Annotated in this window: 13 protein-coding genes; 2 read left to right on the top strand and 11 right to left on the bottom strand. The window is 26.8% G+C overall.

Annotated features, from left to right (window positions below; all coding sequences use genetic code 11):
* Positions 1–53: 53 nt before the first annotated feature.
* From CRIB_RS07280 to CRIB_RS07290, 3 genes are all read right to left on the bottom strand, one after another.
* Positions 54–1,685, bottom strand: a complete 1,632-nt coding sequence (locus tag CRIB_RS07280; protein WP_180701730.1) for a hypothetical protein — start codon at positions 1,683–1,685, stop codon at positions 54–56.
* A gap of 96 nt (positions 1,686–1,781) precedes the next feature.
* Positions 1,782–2,348, bottom strand: a complete 567-nt coding sequence (locus tag CRIB_RS07285) for a hypothetical protein (protein ID WP_180701731.1) — start codon at positions 2,346–2,348, stop codon at positions 1,782–1,784.
* A gap of 59 nt (positions 2,349–2,407) precedes the next feature.
* Entirely contained in the window at positions 2,408–3,061 is a 654-nt protein-coding gene (locus tag CRIB_RS07290) for a DUF2140 domain-containing protein (RefSeq protein WP_180701732.1), read from the bottom strand.
* A gap of 262 nt (positions 3,062–3,323) precedes the next feature.
* On the opposite strand from CRIB_RS07290, the gene CRIB_RS07295 reads away from it, so the two are divergent.
* Positions 3,324–4,988, top strand: coding sequence for a glutamine--tRNA ligase/YqeY domain fusion protein (locus CRIB_RS07295; RefSeq protein WP_180701733.1), 1,665 nt, complete (start codon positions 3,324–3,326; stop codon positions 4,986–4,988).
* Between the two features lie 73 nt (positions 4,989–5,061).
* Here CRIB_RS07295 and CRIB_RS07300 read toward each other — a convergent pair whose 3' ends face one another.
* The 6 genes from CRIB_RS07300 to CRIB_RS07325 all read right to left on the bottom strand — a co-directional run bounded on the left by CRIB_RS07300 (position 5,062) and on the right by CRIB_RS07325 (position 12,347).
* Positions 5,062–5,955, bottom strand: coding sequence for a YegS/Rv2252/BmrU family lipid kinase (locus CRIB_RS07300; RefSeq protein WP_180701734.1), 894 nt, complete (start codon positions 5,953–5,955; stop codon positions 5,062–5,064).
* 85 nt (positions 5,956–6,040) lie between these two features.
* A complete protein-coding gene (locus CRIB_RS07305) occupies positions 6,041–6,682 on the bottom strand; it encodes a lactate utilization protein (RefSeq protein WP_180701735.1) in 642 nt (213 codons plus the stop codon).
* A gap of 56 nt (positions 6,683–6,738) precedes the next feature.
* A complete protein-coding gene (locus tag CRIB_RS07310) occupies positions 6,739–8,022 on the bottom strand; it encodes a 4Fe-4S dicluster domain-containing protein (RefSeq protein WP_180701736.1) in 1,284 nt (427 codons plus the stop codon).
* Positions 8,023–8,127: 105 nt separating this feature from the next.
* Positions 8,128–9,732 (bottom strand): hypothetical protein, encoded by a 1,605-nt coding sequence (locus CRIB_RS07315; RefSeq protein WP_180701737.1) that lies wholly within the window; start codon positions 9,730–9,732, stop codon positions 8,128–8,130.
* A gap of 127 nt (positions 9,733–9,859) precedes the next feature.
* Positions 9,860–10,834: a hypothetical protein gene (locus CRIB_RS07320; RefSeq protein ID WP_180701738.1), complete on the bottom strand. Its 975-nt coding sequence runs from the start codon at positions 10,832–10,834 to the stop codon at positions 9,860–9,862.
* Between the two features lie 493 nt (positions 10,835–11,327).
* Positions 11,328–12,347: a hypothetical protein gene (locus CRIB_RS07325; protein WP_180701739.1), complete on the bottom strand. Its 1,020-nt coding sequence runs from the start codon at positions 12,345–12,347 to the stop codon at positions 11,328–11,330.
* A gap of 181 nt (positions 12,348–12,528) precedes the next feature.
* Between CRIB_RS07325 and CRIB_RS07330 the strand changes: the two genes are divergently transcribed.
* Positions 12,529–13,506, top strand: coding sequence for a hypothetical protein (locus tag CRIB_RS07330; protein WP_180701740.1), 978 nt, complete (start codon positions 12,529–12,531; stop codon positions 13,504–13,506).
* A 130-nt stretch (positions 13,507–13,636) separates the two neighbouring features.
* On the opposite strand, the gene CRIB_RS07335 is transcribed toward CRIB_RS07330, so the two are convergent.
* Positions 13,637–14,200: a hypothetical protein gene (locus tag CRIB_RS07335; RefSeq protein WP_180701741.1), complete on the bottom strand. Its 564-nt coding sequence runs from the start codon at positions 14,198–14,200 to the stop codon at positions 13,637–13,639.
* A gap of 352 nt (positions 14,201–14,552) precedes the next feature.
* Entirely contained in the window at positions 14,553–16,181 is a 1,629-nt protein-coding gene (locus CRIB_RS07340; RefSeq protein ID WP_180701742.1) for an ABC-F family ATP-binding cassette domain-containing protein, read from the bottom strand.
* Positions 16,182–16,252 lie beyond the last annotated feature (71 nt).

Below are 16,252 nucleotides of genomic sequence, written 5' to 3' on the forward strand. Positions count from 1 at the left end.
TTTAAGCATAAAAAAATCGCATATAAAATGCGATTTTTTCATTATTATTTAATTTAATCTTCTTTAATATTTAAAATATTTAAATTATCAAATTCATTTATGTCAACTAATCCCTTTGCTTCTTTTTGATAAGATAACTTAACCTTATCTCCAACTTGAGTTAAAGGAAGCTCTGATGATACTTTAGACATTGCATTAAATATTCTCGAAGTATCAGTATCTATTGTTAAATAGTAGAATGTATTGCCGCTTTGAACCTCTTGATTTATTCTTGTTATAGTACCTTCTATAGTTTCCTGTGTTTCATCATTTTCAAGCTTTATAGAATTACCTTTTGATGCTAAAGCTTCTCTATAGTTTCTTAAAGCATCTTCTTTATTTTCACCAAGACCTAATACACTATAATCTTCAACTGATACAAAAGAAACCATCTTAACAAGACCTGCTTTATCTTTTAATGACATTACATATGTAGGTTTTCCAAGTATATTATACATTACAGGAAAAGTAGCTTGATAGTTTTTCTCTTGTACTTTACCTTCAGCGGAAGTCATAGCTGCCGTTTCTGTAGCTCCAGGTTGTTTATAAAGTTTAGCTTCTTTAGTACGAGTGTCAACTAACATAAATCCAATTGTAGACTCATCTCCACCTGCCGAAGTTATTCCAGTATACCAGTATGCTCTATCATCATTTCCATACACTAAAGATGTACCTTCTGTTGCAACAAGTACTCCTTCTTCTGATATAACTGAATTTAAAAATCCTTTAACATATAACCCCCAATCATTTATCTGATCTACTACAAATGATTCAGGTTGTATTCTATCAATCCACTTAGGAGCATCTTTTATAGAATATCTTTTAGTTTCTCCAGTTGATGCATCAACTGTAGCTACTCCTATAGCATTTGCTCCACTATATCCTACTTTATGTTCATATAAAGTAGTTACCCAATATGGCTTTCCTTTATCATCTATTTCAAATGTAAAATCTGTCATACCTGCATTTACAATTCCTTTTAAATACATATGTCTCTGAAGATCTTGTAATAAGTATGCTTCTGGTTGATAAACTATTTTTACTGGTTTTTTATCTATTTCTTGAACTAATCTAACATCTTGAGGATTACTTGCTGATACCATTACATATCCATTAGTACCATCAAGTGATGTTATCCATTTTATTATATCTCTATGTACAAGTGGTGCAACCCAATATAATTCTCCATTTACACTTTGTATATGAAATTGCCCAAGTTTAGCTACACTTCCAAGAGCTGGATCTTCACCAATTTTTTTATCTCCAAGTCTCATAGCCATATCTTCATCAACTAAACGAATATCTGATACACTTACCGGACTTACATCTTTTGAAAAATTACTCTCTTCAACTTCACCAATTAAGTTTCTATATGCTTTTGCGTGTAGTATTGGTGATGAAGTTATAAATGGCGCTACTATATTAAAAATTATTAATACAATAGCTATACCAAAGTTATATTTTGCTAATTTAGATGTGTGCTCTCCTTTATCTAGCATCATATCTAATACTCCGGCTGCTCCAAAGAATATTATTAAAACTGAAATAAAAGATAAAAAGTCTAATCTTAATACTGGCAATTTAATAAAAGAATATATAGCTACTATAATAGCTGCTACTGCATAGGTCTGTATGAATTTCTTCATTTGATACTCCTTTCACCCACAATTAATTATTATTACTATTATATACATATTTTGTAAAAAAATAAACACCCCTTAAGTATTTAAGAGGTGTTTATTTTATATTTTTACAACTTCTCCAATATTATGAACTTTATCTTTTTCATAATACTTAGATAGTAATCCTTCATATTCTAGCTCTAGGTCATCTAAATCATAAAAGTCGTTTGGCCTAACTTGATGAGGTTCTTTATCTAATATCTGTATCTCACTTCTTTGTAACATATCTGCAACAAATTGAGAACATACATATTTATAATCTTTTTTTCTAGATTTATTTACAGATAAGTATACAAGAGCTTTCACATCATATACATATTGTTTTCTATTAATACTAACATTATATATATTCTCTTTTAACTTTTCATATTGTCTTTCTGTTACCGTTAACGAGTACACTCTACACATAGTATTAGTTTTTATAGCATATAAGCCTTCATTTATATTTTCTTCTACAAACCCTGCAAATATAGGTGTTTTAGGATTTAATCGTCCAAAAGAATACATAGGCCTTAAATCTTCATTTAAAGCTATAGATACATGCGCATATGGGGTTTTACTTATATTTCTGATTAAACAAGATAAAAGTGTACCTGTAAATGTAGTAACTATATATATCTTCTTCATAACTTTCCCCTTTTTCAGTTTTAAATATATTTAATTATATTATCATATTATACATATAATTACAAATCATTTATTTTAAAATCATATGTATTTATAAAATTAATTAAATTATTAATTTTTATTTGTAAATCTACAATGATTCTATCATCTTCTATTATGATTTTTTTTAATGTCATTGGAGATATTTGTTGTTTTTCTATTATAATAATATTATCTTTAATTGTAAATGGTACTTTATTCATATTTTTTTCTAACACTTTACTTAAAACTTTATTATTTATATTAATTTTGCCTACCTTTGCATTTGTTAAAGTAAGCTTTAAATTTCCATTTTCTATACTTGGTATTAAATTTACCTCTACTTGACTATTTATCCCCATTATTTTATATGGAGAAATAAATTTTATCTTATCTCCTACAATCTCTGTGTATATATTTTCAAGCTCTGTTATATTTTTATTTTTAGCAATAGTATAAACTATATCTTTAAATTCTTCGTCATCTATGGCTATAGTACCAGTTATCCTAAGGGGATTAGTATATACGTTACCTGACTTTATAAAAGACCCCTTTAGAATTTCATCAGCTGTTATAACTTTACCTTTTGATGATATGTCAATAGGTTCATTTGGGGTTAGTGCATAGTAACCTCCAAATCCTATAATGACTAATATAACCAATATACTAATTAGTATTGTAATACCTTTTTTCATAATATCGACTTCCTTTATATTATAATTTTTAAATAGCATATTTTTATAACTACTAATGTATTATGTCCTTTTTTATTTTATAGTCATATTTTTTTTAAATTTGTACAATAATCTTAAATATAGCGTTTAATATCTATTTTGTTATTAATATCGAGTAATTATGTCTTTATTTTTTATTCATCTTAGATTAAAATTAATAATATGTATTATAGTACCCTTTATGTACTATATAGAAATTTAATAAATTGAGAGGTATTATATAATGTCAAATGAAACTAATTCATCTAACTTTATAAAAAACATTGTTATAAATGATTTAGAAACTGGAAAACATGATAGCATTATAACTCGTTTTCCACCTGAACCAAATGGTTATTTACATATCGGACATGCCAAAAGTATATGCTTAAATTTTGGACTTGCGAAAGAATTTAACGGAAAAGTTAATTTAAGATTTGATGATACAAATCCTTTAAAAGAAGACGTAGAGTACGTAAACTCTATAAAAGAAGATGTTAAATGGTTAGGGTTTGACTGGGATAACCTATACTTTGCATCTGACTACTTTGAAGAAATGTACAATAGAGCTGTTCTTTTAATAAAAAAAGGTAAAGCTTATGTATGTGACTTAACTTCTGAAGAAATGAGAGAATATCGTGGTACTTTAACTGAACCAGGAAAAGAAAGTCCTTACAGAAATAGATCTGTTGAAGAAAACTTAGAACTATTTGAAAAAATGAAAAACGGTGAATTTAAAGATGGAGAAAAAGTTCTTAGAGCTAAAATAGATATGTCTTCTCCTAACATAAACTTTAGAGACCCTGTAATATATAGAATCGCTCACTCTACTCATCACAATACTGGTGATAAATGGTGTATATACCCAATGTATGCCTTTGCTCATCCATTAGAGGATGCTATAGAAGGAATAACTCATTCTATATGTACATTAGAGTTTGAAGACCAAAGACCATTATACGATTGGGTTGTTAAAGAATGCGAAATGGAAGCTACTCCAAGACAAATAGAATTTGCTAGACTTAATCTTACAAATACTGTTATGAGTAAAAGAAAATTAAAACAACTTGTTGATGAAGGTGTTACTGATGGTTGGGATGATCCTCGTATGCCTACTATATCAGGTTTCAGACGTAGAGGATATACTGCTGATGCTATACGTAAATTCTGTTCAGAAATTGGTGTATCTAAAGCTGATTCAAAAGTTGATAGTCAAATGCTTGATTTCTTTGTAAGAGAAGATTTACAAAATAAAGCTCCTCTTGCTATGGGTATTTTAAATCCACTTAAATTAGTTATAACAAATTACCCTGAAGGTCAAACTGAAATGATCGAACTTGAAAATAATGCAAAAGACGAAACTAAAGGAACTAGATTAGTACCATTTGGTAGAGAGTTATATATTGAACAAGAAGACTTTATGGAAGAACCTGTGAAAAAGTACTTTAGATTATTCCCAGGAAATGAAGTTCGTTTAAAGGGAGCTTACTTCGTTAAATGTACTGATGTTATAAAAGATGAAAATGGAAATGTAATTGAAGTACATTGTACTTACGACCCAGAAACTAAGAGTGGTTCAGGATTTACAGGACGTAAAGTAAAATCTACTATACACTGGGTAGAAGCAAATACTGCTATTGCTTGTGAATTTAGATTATATGAACCATTAATACTTGATGATGCTCCAGAAAATGAAGGAAAGCACTTCTTAGAGCAAATAAATCCAAATTCTATGAAAATATTACAAGGATTTGCTGAACCTACTCAAATAAAGAATGCAAAACCTTTAGATAAATTCCAATTTGTAAGAAATGGATTCTTCTCTGTTGATACAAAATATACTACAGATGATAAATTAGTGTTTAATAGAGTTGTACCATTAAAGAGTTCTTTTAAACCTGGAAAATAATATATCATTTATAAAAAACCTACTAAAATAATAGTTTAGTAGGTTTTTTCTTTTAATTAATTTAATTGTAAGTTTATTCTTGTATCCCTAGTATTTCTAACCCATCTTCTATACATTTTATATCCAGAGGGAAATCAGGCCCCTTTTCACCATCAATATCTGTAATTAACCCATCTACACATTCAATGTATATTTCCTTAGTTTTAAAATATAATATATCATCATCCTCATTTAAATTTTCTAAATGCTCTCCCTTTAATACATTTATAAATACTGGTATAGATTTTGGAATTGGCATATCTTTAAAAATAATTACATCTAAATATCCATCATCTAACTCAGCTTTATATGCTAAATTTAGATTTCCTGCAGTTTTTCCATTAAAAACTAACATGAGATACATCTTGCCTTTATACTCTACTTCCTCAGATTTTACTTTTATATTAAAAGCTCTAAGATGAAGCGCTTCCTCTATTCCTGCTATATAATATGCCACTTTTCCCATATAGTTTTTAAAATCAGGATTTATCTTTTGAGATACATCTGTAAACATTCCTGCGCTTGCTACATTTATAAAATACTTATCATTTATTTTTCCTATATCAAAATTTCTTGGCTTAGAATTTATAATATTATTTACTGCTTTTTTTATATCAAATTCTAATCCTAAAGAATGTGCAAAATCATTAGCAGTACCAACTGGAAGTATACCCACTGGTAGGTTTATATTTAAATTTTTCATAGTGTTTATTACTATGTCTATTGTTCCATCTCCACCTGCTATTATTAAATGTTCATATGTATCATCTATATCTAAAAAGGCTTTTTCTATATACTCATTTTTATCTATTCTATATGGTATAAGTATAATGTTATGCTTTTGATATATACTTATTATAAAATCCAAGCTATTTACTATTGATTTTTCACCTGAATTTGGATTGTATATAAGTTTTGCTTTTCTCATGAAACCTCCTTTAAACTTAACCTTTATGATATATATTATATATACAAAAGGATATACCTTTATTTTAATATATCCTTTATTTTTATTAATAACCAAAGTTTTCGTTTAAAAATATTACATGAATTCTATTTGCAGTTCTTTGTCTTTTTATAATTGTATACTCACAGCATATTCTATCTGAGCTACTACAATCCATACAATACCCTTTTATTTTACATGGTGTATTAGTATTTAGCCTTTTAGCATTCGCAGGGGCACACATACTTTTATTGCGCTCTACCGCTTCATTAATATTTTTTACTATTTTATTAACTCCCACTACTACTATAACTTTATCTGGTCCATAAAGCATAGCTGCTACCCTATTTCCATTACCATCTACATTGTATAACTCTCCATTTTCTGTTATAGCATTAGTACTAGTAAAAAAAGCATCTGCACTAAAAGTCTTTCTATATAATTCTTTTAAATCTTCTTTAGTTAAGTTTTCTTCATATCTATCTATAAAATTAAATCTTTGACTTCTTAAATGATCTATAACACCTGTTTCAATTAATGTCATAGATCCTCCGCAACTAACTGTATCACCTTCATTTGTAAGAGAATCTATTATTTTTATAAGCTCGTCTTTATCATTTGCAAGGTAACCTTTCATATTATTACTTTCTAATGATTTTATAGTATTTTGTATTTTAGTCTCATTTACCCAATTTACATATTTATCCATAAACATTCTCCCACCTTAACCTATTTTTATATTATTATAATATCATATTATTTTAATTAATTTGATTTTTTTCGTTCAGGTTTTTTTATACTAAGTAGTCTATCTAGGTAAGTCGACTTTAATTGTTCATTAGCTAAGGCTCTTTTAGCTGGTTCTAAGTTTAATATGCTAGATAAAATTGCACCCATAGCTCTATGACTAGCTAAAGCTTCATTATCAAATATAAGATTTTGTAACTGACCTTTTTCAATAGCCATTAAAACTGCTCTATGCACAGAATTTGCTGGTGTTATTATTTTTTCCTTACGTTTTCTAAGTGTAATACTTTTTTTATGACAATTTCTAACGCATACTCCACACCCTAAACATCTATCTTCATCGATTTTTACAACTTCTTTGTTATTTTCAATTGATTTACTTATAGCATCTATTGGACAAATCTTTACACACTTGCCACAGTTTATGCAAGAATCGTAGTTTATCTGTGGTATAAAACTAGTTGTCTGAACTGGATTCATATTTCCAAATCGTTTTGCTGCTACTAATGCTTCACAACAACATCCACAACAATTACATATAAATGTTACTCCACTTCTTACATTCTCTCCACATTGAACTAAGTTATTTTCATAAGCCTGATGAAGAAGCTCCTTACACTCAGATGCATCTACCCTTCTTGCAAAATTATTATTTATTAAAGAGTTTGCTGTATTATTAAAAGTCATGCATATATCCATAGGCGCATCACATGCCTTTCCTACGTGGCTCATTCTATGCCTACAGTAACACATACTTATACCAATATGTTTTGATTCTTCTATTATATGCGTTGCTCTTTCGTAATCTAAAATTGTAACTTCATTTTCATTAGTTAATACTTCTTCTTGTACATATACTCTACCTAGCTTAGTATCTGTTGAATAAAATAATTCCTTTATAAAGTCTTCTTCTTCATTTATATATTGATAATAAAGCTCTGCTAAAAGTTTTTGATCTATATCATGTCTAGTTCTCATCATTGAAAACTCAAAAAAACCAGCCATTGGAGGCGGTAATATGTATTTTTTTCCCTTATCATCTTCTATATCTAATATTAATGCTTTTTTAGCTAAATTATCTAATATTTTATATGCTTCACTTTGACTTACATTCCATATATTTGCTGCAGTTTTTACCCTAAATGCTTTTATAGGAAGCTTAGCTACTAACCTTGCTTCTTCTTCTGTAAATAATATACTTAAAATTTGATACAAAGTTTTCGACGGAGGAGCCCCCTGTGGAAATTTATTTATTCTTTCTTCCAAGCTTTTATAAGCATTTTTAGCCGTTATATGTGACATAGTATACCCCTTCCATTTTTTATTAAAATTATGTACATCTAACTATTTATTTATAACAGAAAAAGACATCAAATATTTATGATGCCCTTATTATAATATTTTTAATTACTGATTTATAGAACTTATTTTATTTGTAGAGTAAATAGTAAGTTCTCCGTCATCTTCAACTAACATAATTCCATTTCTTACAAATTCTAAATTTCCTTTTATCTTTTCATTAATACAACTTGCAACTTTCTCCTCTTTAACATCTATATCATTTACAACATTTACAGAGTCTTTATTTAATTTAACCTTTTCTACAAATTCTCCATAATCTTTTGAAATATCTATAGATTTTACAACTTCAACCGTTTCTACACCTAATATATTTGATACTGTATCATGCTTAATATCTTTTATATTATTTATATATTCACTTCCTTGTTTTGTAACTACTGAGATTGTATCATTTTCATTGATTATATTATTTACAATTGCATTTGATGTTTTTAAAATATCTTTTAGAGGTTTTATATCTTCCTTTTTATGTGTTAATACATTATTATCATAATCAACATCTATAGAATTTACAAACTCATCTTTTTCTATATTAATATCGCTTACTACCCTATTTGATATATTTTCACCTTCAATATTAGCCAATATATTCTTAGCTTCACTAGGAATTATAGTAAAAGTTTCTATACTTGCTTTAATAGGTTCAAATGTTCCATCATCTAATACAACTCCTATATATCCTTCTCCTGTCGGGTCTACTCTTAAAGGTCTATTTTGTATTTCTTCCTTATTTAAATACTTATTCATAGGACCTATAATTAATAACTCTACCGTCTCTGGTTTTATTATTTGTTCATTTATGTCTATATCTTTTATTACGTTATTTACATAAGTAGACTCTATATCTCTAACTGATGTTAATTTATTTTGGTTTAATTCCTTTACAACTTTTGTCTTTGATTGATTTATTACTACATTATAATTTTGAGTATTAATATCAGACAATACACCAATTTTATTAGTTTTTATAGGTTTTGAAACTTCCACATCTTCACAGTTAGTAGTTAATACTTTTTTCTTTTCTATTTTTATATCTTTTACTATATTCTTTTTTTCACTTGTTATATTTTCTACTACACCTTTTTCACTTTTCTCTAATTCTATATTTTTCAAAGATTTTTTAGTGTTTACATCTAAATCAGTGTTATGTTTTAGAACTTCTTCACTTGTTATATTTTCTATACTACTTATTTTATTATCATTTTTTATTGCATTATAATTTATATTTTTTATATTTTTATAATTTCGTCTTATGTAATCCTCGATATTTTTATCTTTTGATTTATTTAAAAATGCTCTAGAATATCCAATATTAGAATCATATCTATAATTATTTTCCTCATCTATAGTACTGTCTTTTATCTCTTGAATTAATAATTTCTTAAAATTAGGATTATCATTGTTATTTAATATCTTAATTTTAGTTATATTATCCATTGATATTGCCACATTATCATTCATTATTAAGTTCTTCTTAATTGCTAAATTTTTCTCATTTTCTTTATTTATTTGTATTTTATTTGTATATCCATCTGTAGTTGTAATTTCTAAATCAACAGAAACTTTTTCCTTATTTGAAGAAGCATCTACTAATTCTTTAATAGTATTAAATATCTTTTCTATCGATCTGTTATTATAAATTTTCTGCATTTATGCACACTCCTTTACAACTAACTTTTATAACTAAAATTATTCTCATTATATATATGTTTATGAACTATATTTTATTACATAAATATAAGGCTCATTTTTTAATGAGCCTTATACCTAAATATTACTATTCTGTTTTACAATTAGATGTAAAACCTCCATTAGTACAACTTAATGTGTTAGGTGTTGTATATACTGCCACTTCATCTTTTACAACTACATATAATTTTTCAGTTACTAAAAGTGATGCAAATATATTAGCATCAAATCCATAATATGGTGGTTTTACTGTTGCAATTTCTCCTACAACACTTTTTGGTGCTACACATGGCACTGATAAGCATACATCAAATATTGCTCTTAAATTTACTTTTTTTCTATCATCTGGTAAACATACTTGACCGAAGAAATCAACATCTTTAAAACCTAATCCTGGATCAGCATTATCTCCTGGATTAGCATTATCCGCTAAGTTGTTTACAAGATATTGTGCTTTAAAAGGTATACATCCTGCAGTACCTTCTACTATAATATACAATAAGCAAGAACCTGGAGTTATATCTGATTGACACACTTTTCTAGTTCTTCCATTTTCACAACAACCTTTACCTGCACAAGGTATACTTCCATTATATTCTGTATTTATCTGCTGACATGTAGGATTACTACATTGTGAACATGGATCGTAATTTAAAAGTACAGTTTGATTAAGACCTATTTCAGTTTCTATATTTCCATTTTGTATTCCTAAACAATCATATTGTAAAGTTATAGTATTTATACATACTTCTTTTCCTACTAATTCATTTATGTTTTCTGTATCTGCCCATATTATTCCAAATGTTTTATCTTTAGCACATCTTGTTTGCTCATTTTCTAAATATACATAATCATATATTCTCTCTATTAATGCAGGTATACATTTTGCTTCTCTTATATCTGGGCATATAATAGTTTTAGGTATGCAACATTGTCCTTGACATTGGCTTTCGTTTGTTATAGTTGTTGGACCAGTTTGACAAGTACAACATAAATTATCTGGTTCGTTAGATCCATTTTGTTTTACTTCTTCTACACCTTTATTGTCTTTTATTTCACTCATGTCATCTATCCTCTCCTGTATTTATTTTGAAAAGAATACAATCTCTTCTTAATAAAATATATGATTTTATAGGATACATGTTACTAATTTAGAATTTCTATTAAAAATATGCATAAATTTACATATTTTAATAGGAATATTAGTATAAATATTTTTAAGAGGATAGTTATGTCTTTTATAAATAAAATAAATATATCAATAAAAAAATACCTTAATATCTAAAAAATTATTTGATGGAAGCTATTCTTTTGTAGATATATGACTAGATACAAATAAAAAATACGATATCTATGGAATGATAAAAAAAGAAAAATATTAAACTTAAATCTAGAAAAATATAATATTGATACTCATTCTATAATAAAGTATAATTATAAAAACTTTATTATAAAGTTTCCATATATCGAATATAAAACATACTATATACTACTCCATAAATAAAAATATACCTCTCTTAGCAAATCTAATTCATATATATGAAGATATAATATTTCTATTCTGTTTTACAGTTAAATGTAAAACCTCCATTAGTACAACTTAATGTGTTAGGTGTTGTATATACTGCCACTTCATCCTTTACAACTACATATAATTTTTCAGTTACTAAAAGTGATGCAAATATATTAGCATCAAATCCATAATCAGCTGAATACAGAGGTACACGTGCCATCATTACTGCATCATGTACTGGTGGTTCTACTGGTTGTACTGGTTCTACTGGTGTAATATTTTTTATAGCACCTTTTGGTGCTACACAAGGTACTGATACACATACATCAAATGTTGCTCTTAAATTTACTTTTTTTCTATCATCTGGTAAACATACTTGACCGAAGAAATCAACATATTTAAAACCTAATCCTGAACCATCAACCTTAGCTAAGTTATCTACAAGATATTGTGCTTTAAAAGGTATACATCCTGCAGTACCTTCTACTATAATATACAAGAAACAAGAATCTGGAATTATATCTGATTGACACACTTTTCTAGTTCTTCCATTTTCACAACAACCTTTACCTGAACAAGGTATACTTCCATTATATTCAGTATATATCTGTGGACATTTAGGATTGCTACATTCTGAACATGGATCTTTCTGTAAAGTTACAGTTTGATTAAGACCTATTTCAGTTTCTATATTTTCATTTTTTATTCCTAAACAATCATATTGTAAAGTTATAGTATTTATACATACTTCTTTTCCTACTAAATCATTCCAATTTTCTGTACCTGCCCATATTATTTCAAATGTTTTATCTTTAGCACATCTTGTTTGTTCACTTTCTAAGCATACATAATCATATATTCTATCTATTAATGCAGGTATACATTTTGCTTCTCTTATATCTTGGCATATAATAGTTTTAGGTCTACAACATTGTTCTTTGCATTGACTTTCGTTTGTTATAGTTGTTGGACCAGTTTGACACGTACAACATAAATTCTCTGGTTCATTAGATCCATTTTGTTTTACTTCTTCTACACCTTTATTGTCTTTTATTTCACTCATGTCATCTGTCCTCTCCTGTATTTATTTTGAAAAGATTACAATCTCTTCTTAATAAAATATATGATTTTATAAGATACATGTTACTAATTTAAATTCTCTATTTAATAATTACTATTAATATATGTATAAATTTACATATTTTAATATAAATATTAGTATAAACATTTTTGGGAGGATAGTTATGTCTTTTATAAATAAAACAAATATATTAATTAAAAAAAATAACAACGACTTATACTACTTCGACCTAGATAAGGATATAGTATTTACCAAGATAAGTAATAAAACTAATACCTTAATATCTAAAAAATTATTTGATGGAGACTATTCTTTTGTAGATATCTGGCTAGATACAAATGAAAAAGACAATATCTATGGAGTGATAAATGATAAAAAAGGAAAAATATTAAACTTAACTCTAGAAAAAGATAATGTTGATACTCATACTATAATAAAATATGATTATAAAAACTTTATTATCAAGTTTCCATATACGAAACATATAGAGAATATAAAACATACTATATATTGCTCAATAAACAAAAGTATACCTCTTTTAGCAAATCTAATTCATATATATGAAGATGATAATATTTTTATAAAAAATACAATAGATTTTATAGACTTTAACATTCTTAGTAATTTTGTTGTTGCCTACTCAAATAACAAGCCTATTATATTTTACTTTAAACTAGTGGATAACTTTGAAGAATTATTTGTATCTATCTTTGATTTAAATTCTTATTCTTGGTCTAATCCTATCCAAATAACTAAATCAAATAAGAATAAGATATATTTATCTGTTTTACAAGATGAAAATAATAACTATCACATAGCTTTTTCAGAAAACCATGATAATAAATATTATTGCAAATATATTAATATAAGTTTAGAAAATAATGTTTTAAAAATAAATCAAGAGTCTATTATAAGTAAGGATGTTATGTGCTTATTTCCAAGTATAATAAAGAAAAACTCCACACTATATATACAATGGGTTGAATACTTTGATTTATTTATTTGTCAATCAGATGATTTTGGAATGAATTGGAGTAAACCTATAATAGATAAAAATATATCTAATAAACCTTTTATAAGATATCAATATATTTCTGATAATATAACTTCAATTTTTGCCCCTATAAAACATTTAAGTTAAGAATATTTATCTATAAATATTCTTAACTTAAATGCTATTTATTTTATAATAAAAACTATATATCTTATAATTATAAAAACAACCTATAAAGTAAGCTACTTTTATAGGTTGTTTTTATAAAAAAATTTTATTATTTAGTCTTCTGATTATTATTTTTAGACTCTATTTGAGCTTTTATAAGCTCTGATTGTCTTTTTAATTCATCTATTTTATATCTTATAGTATTTAACTTAACTTCCATTGAATTTCTAGCTTTTTCTGTTTCAGCATTTTTCATACCTTCTTCAGTTTGTTCATACAGCACTTTTAATGCATTTATCTGATTATTTATTTTATCATATAATATTTGAGGATTCTTGTATAATGCTTCTCTTTTTTTGTATATCATAGATAATATTTTAAAATAAATAAATGTTATCATTATATTTGCTATAATCTCGAATATTTCTGTACTCATTCTATTTGTTATAATTGATACTCCTATAAATACAATTAAGTTAAATAAAAATAAGTTATTTAGTATTTTTCTATTTTCCGTATATCTTCCTTCTTCTTTATGTTTCATAAATCTATAAGGTATAGATATTGTTAATATAGGTGCTAAAAATATTATCTTCATGTCTATAAGAGCATATACAACACTTAGCATAGTTACTAAGATTGTAGATCTGCTCATTAAGTCAACTCGTCTCATATTACTCTCCTTTAATTTTTAAATATAAAAATTATTTTTTATATAAAATAATATCATATATTTTATCATACCTTATAGATAAAATACAGATATTTGTATCAAATTTTAATCTATAAGATATACCCTTTATTATATATTCATCTAGTCTAATTAAGTTTCTTTAAATATTCATTTATTTCAGTTGAACTTATACACAAATATTTGTCCAAAATCATATATTAGATTATAAAAAAATACCTCCTATATTTGAATAAGTAGAACACCATCTTATCAAATATAAAAGGTACTTTAAAACCTATAATAATTAAGTTTTAATTTATTAAATATACAATTTATAATTATATACTATAAATTATGCATTTTGAAGCTCATACATTTTCTTTAATTGAGCTTGTATATCTTTATTTTCAAGATACTCTTCTAAAGTAGTCTTTCTGTCCATTATTCCACCTGGAGTTATCTCTATTATTCTGTTTGCAAGAGTTTGTATCATCTCTTGGTCATGAGAGTTGAATAATAATACTCCTGGGAATTTCTCTAAACCTTTGTTTACAGAAGTTATAGATTCTAGGTCTAAGTGGTTAGTTGGGTCATCTAAAACTAAAACGTTAGCATTTGATAACATAAGTTTTGATAACATACATCTAACTTTTTCTCCTCCAGATAAAACTTGAGCTTGTTTTAAAGCTTCTTCACCAGAGAATAACATTCTTCCTAAGAATCCTCTTATGAAACTTTCACTCTTTTCTTCAGAGTATTGTCTTAACCAATCAACTAATGAGTATTCTACACCATCGAAGTATTGGTTGTGGTTTTTAGGAAGATAACTTTGAGAAGTTGTAACTCCCCACTTAAATGTACCGCTATCAGCAGTATCTTCTCCCATTAATATATTGAATAAAGTAGTTATAGCTATTTCATCTCCCATAAATGCTACTTTATCTTCTCTATCTAATCTAAATGATACATTATCTAAAACTTTAACACCATCTACAGTTTTAGTTAATCCTTCAACCTCTAAAACTTCATTTCCTATTTCTCTTTCAGGAGTGAATCCAACATATGGATATCTTCTTCTAGATGGTTGTATTTCTTCAACTTGTATTTTTTCTAATTGTTTCTTTCTAGATGTTGCTTGCTTTGCTTTTGACGCATTTGAACTGAATCTTGCGATGAACTCTTTTAATTGAGCTATTTTTTCTTCAGCTTTTTTGTTTTGATCTTTAGCAAGTTGTAATGCTAATTGGCTTGACTCATACCAGAAATCGTAGTTACCAACGTACATTTGTATCTTACCAAAGTCAACGTCAACTATATTTGTACATATTTGGTTTAAGAAGTGTCTGTCGTGTGATACAACTATTACGATAGAATCTTCTAAATCCATTATGAAATTATTTAACCAGTTTATTGATTGGAAGTCTAAGTGGTTTGTAGGTTCGTCCATTATTAGTATTTCAGGTTTACCAAATAATGCTTGAGCAAGTAATACTTTAACCTTTTCTCCACCTGTTAATTCTTTCATTTGCTTGTAGTGTAAGTCTTTAGTTATACCAAGACCCATTAATAATCTTTCTGCATTAGTTTCTGCATCCCATCCATCAAGTTCAGCAAACTCTCCTTCAAGTTCAGCAGCTTTTATACCATCTTCTTCAGAGAAATCTGGCTTCATGTATAATGCATCTTTTTCTTGCATTATTTGATATAGTCTTTCATGTCCCATTATAACAACATTTAAAACCGTATCTTCTTCATATTTGAAGTGGTCCTGTCTTAAAACTGACATTCTCTCTTTTTCTGTTATAGATACACTTCCTGTGTTTGCTTCTATATCACCAGCTAATATCTTTAGGAAAGTTGATTTTCCTGCACCATTAGCACCTATTATCCCGTAACAATTACCTTTAGTGAATTTTAAGTTAACATCTTTGAATAACTCTTTATCACCAAATCTAAGTCCAACATTAGTAACTTGTAGCATTTGATTACTTCCTTTCTTTACTCAGAATTTTTTATTACACAATACTTTATATAATATATTATTTTTTTACA

It is taken from the genome of Romboutsia ilealis, from assembly GCF_900015215.1.
GTDB classification, from domain to species: domain Bacteria; phylum Bacillota; class Clostridia; order Peptostreptococcales; family Peptostreptococcaceae; genus Romboutsia; species Romboutsia ilealis.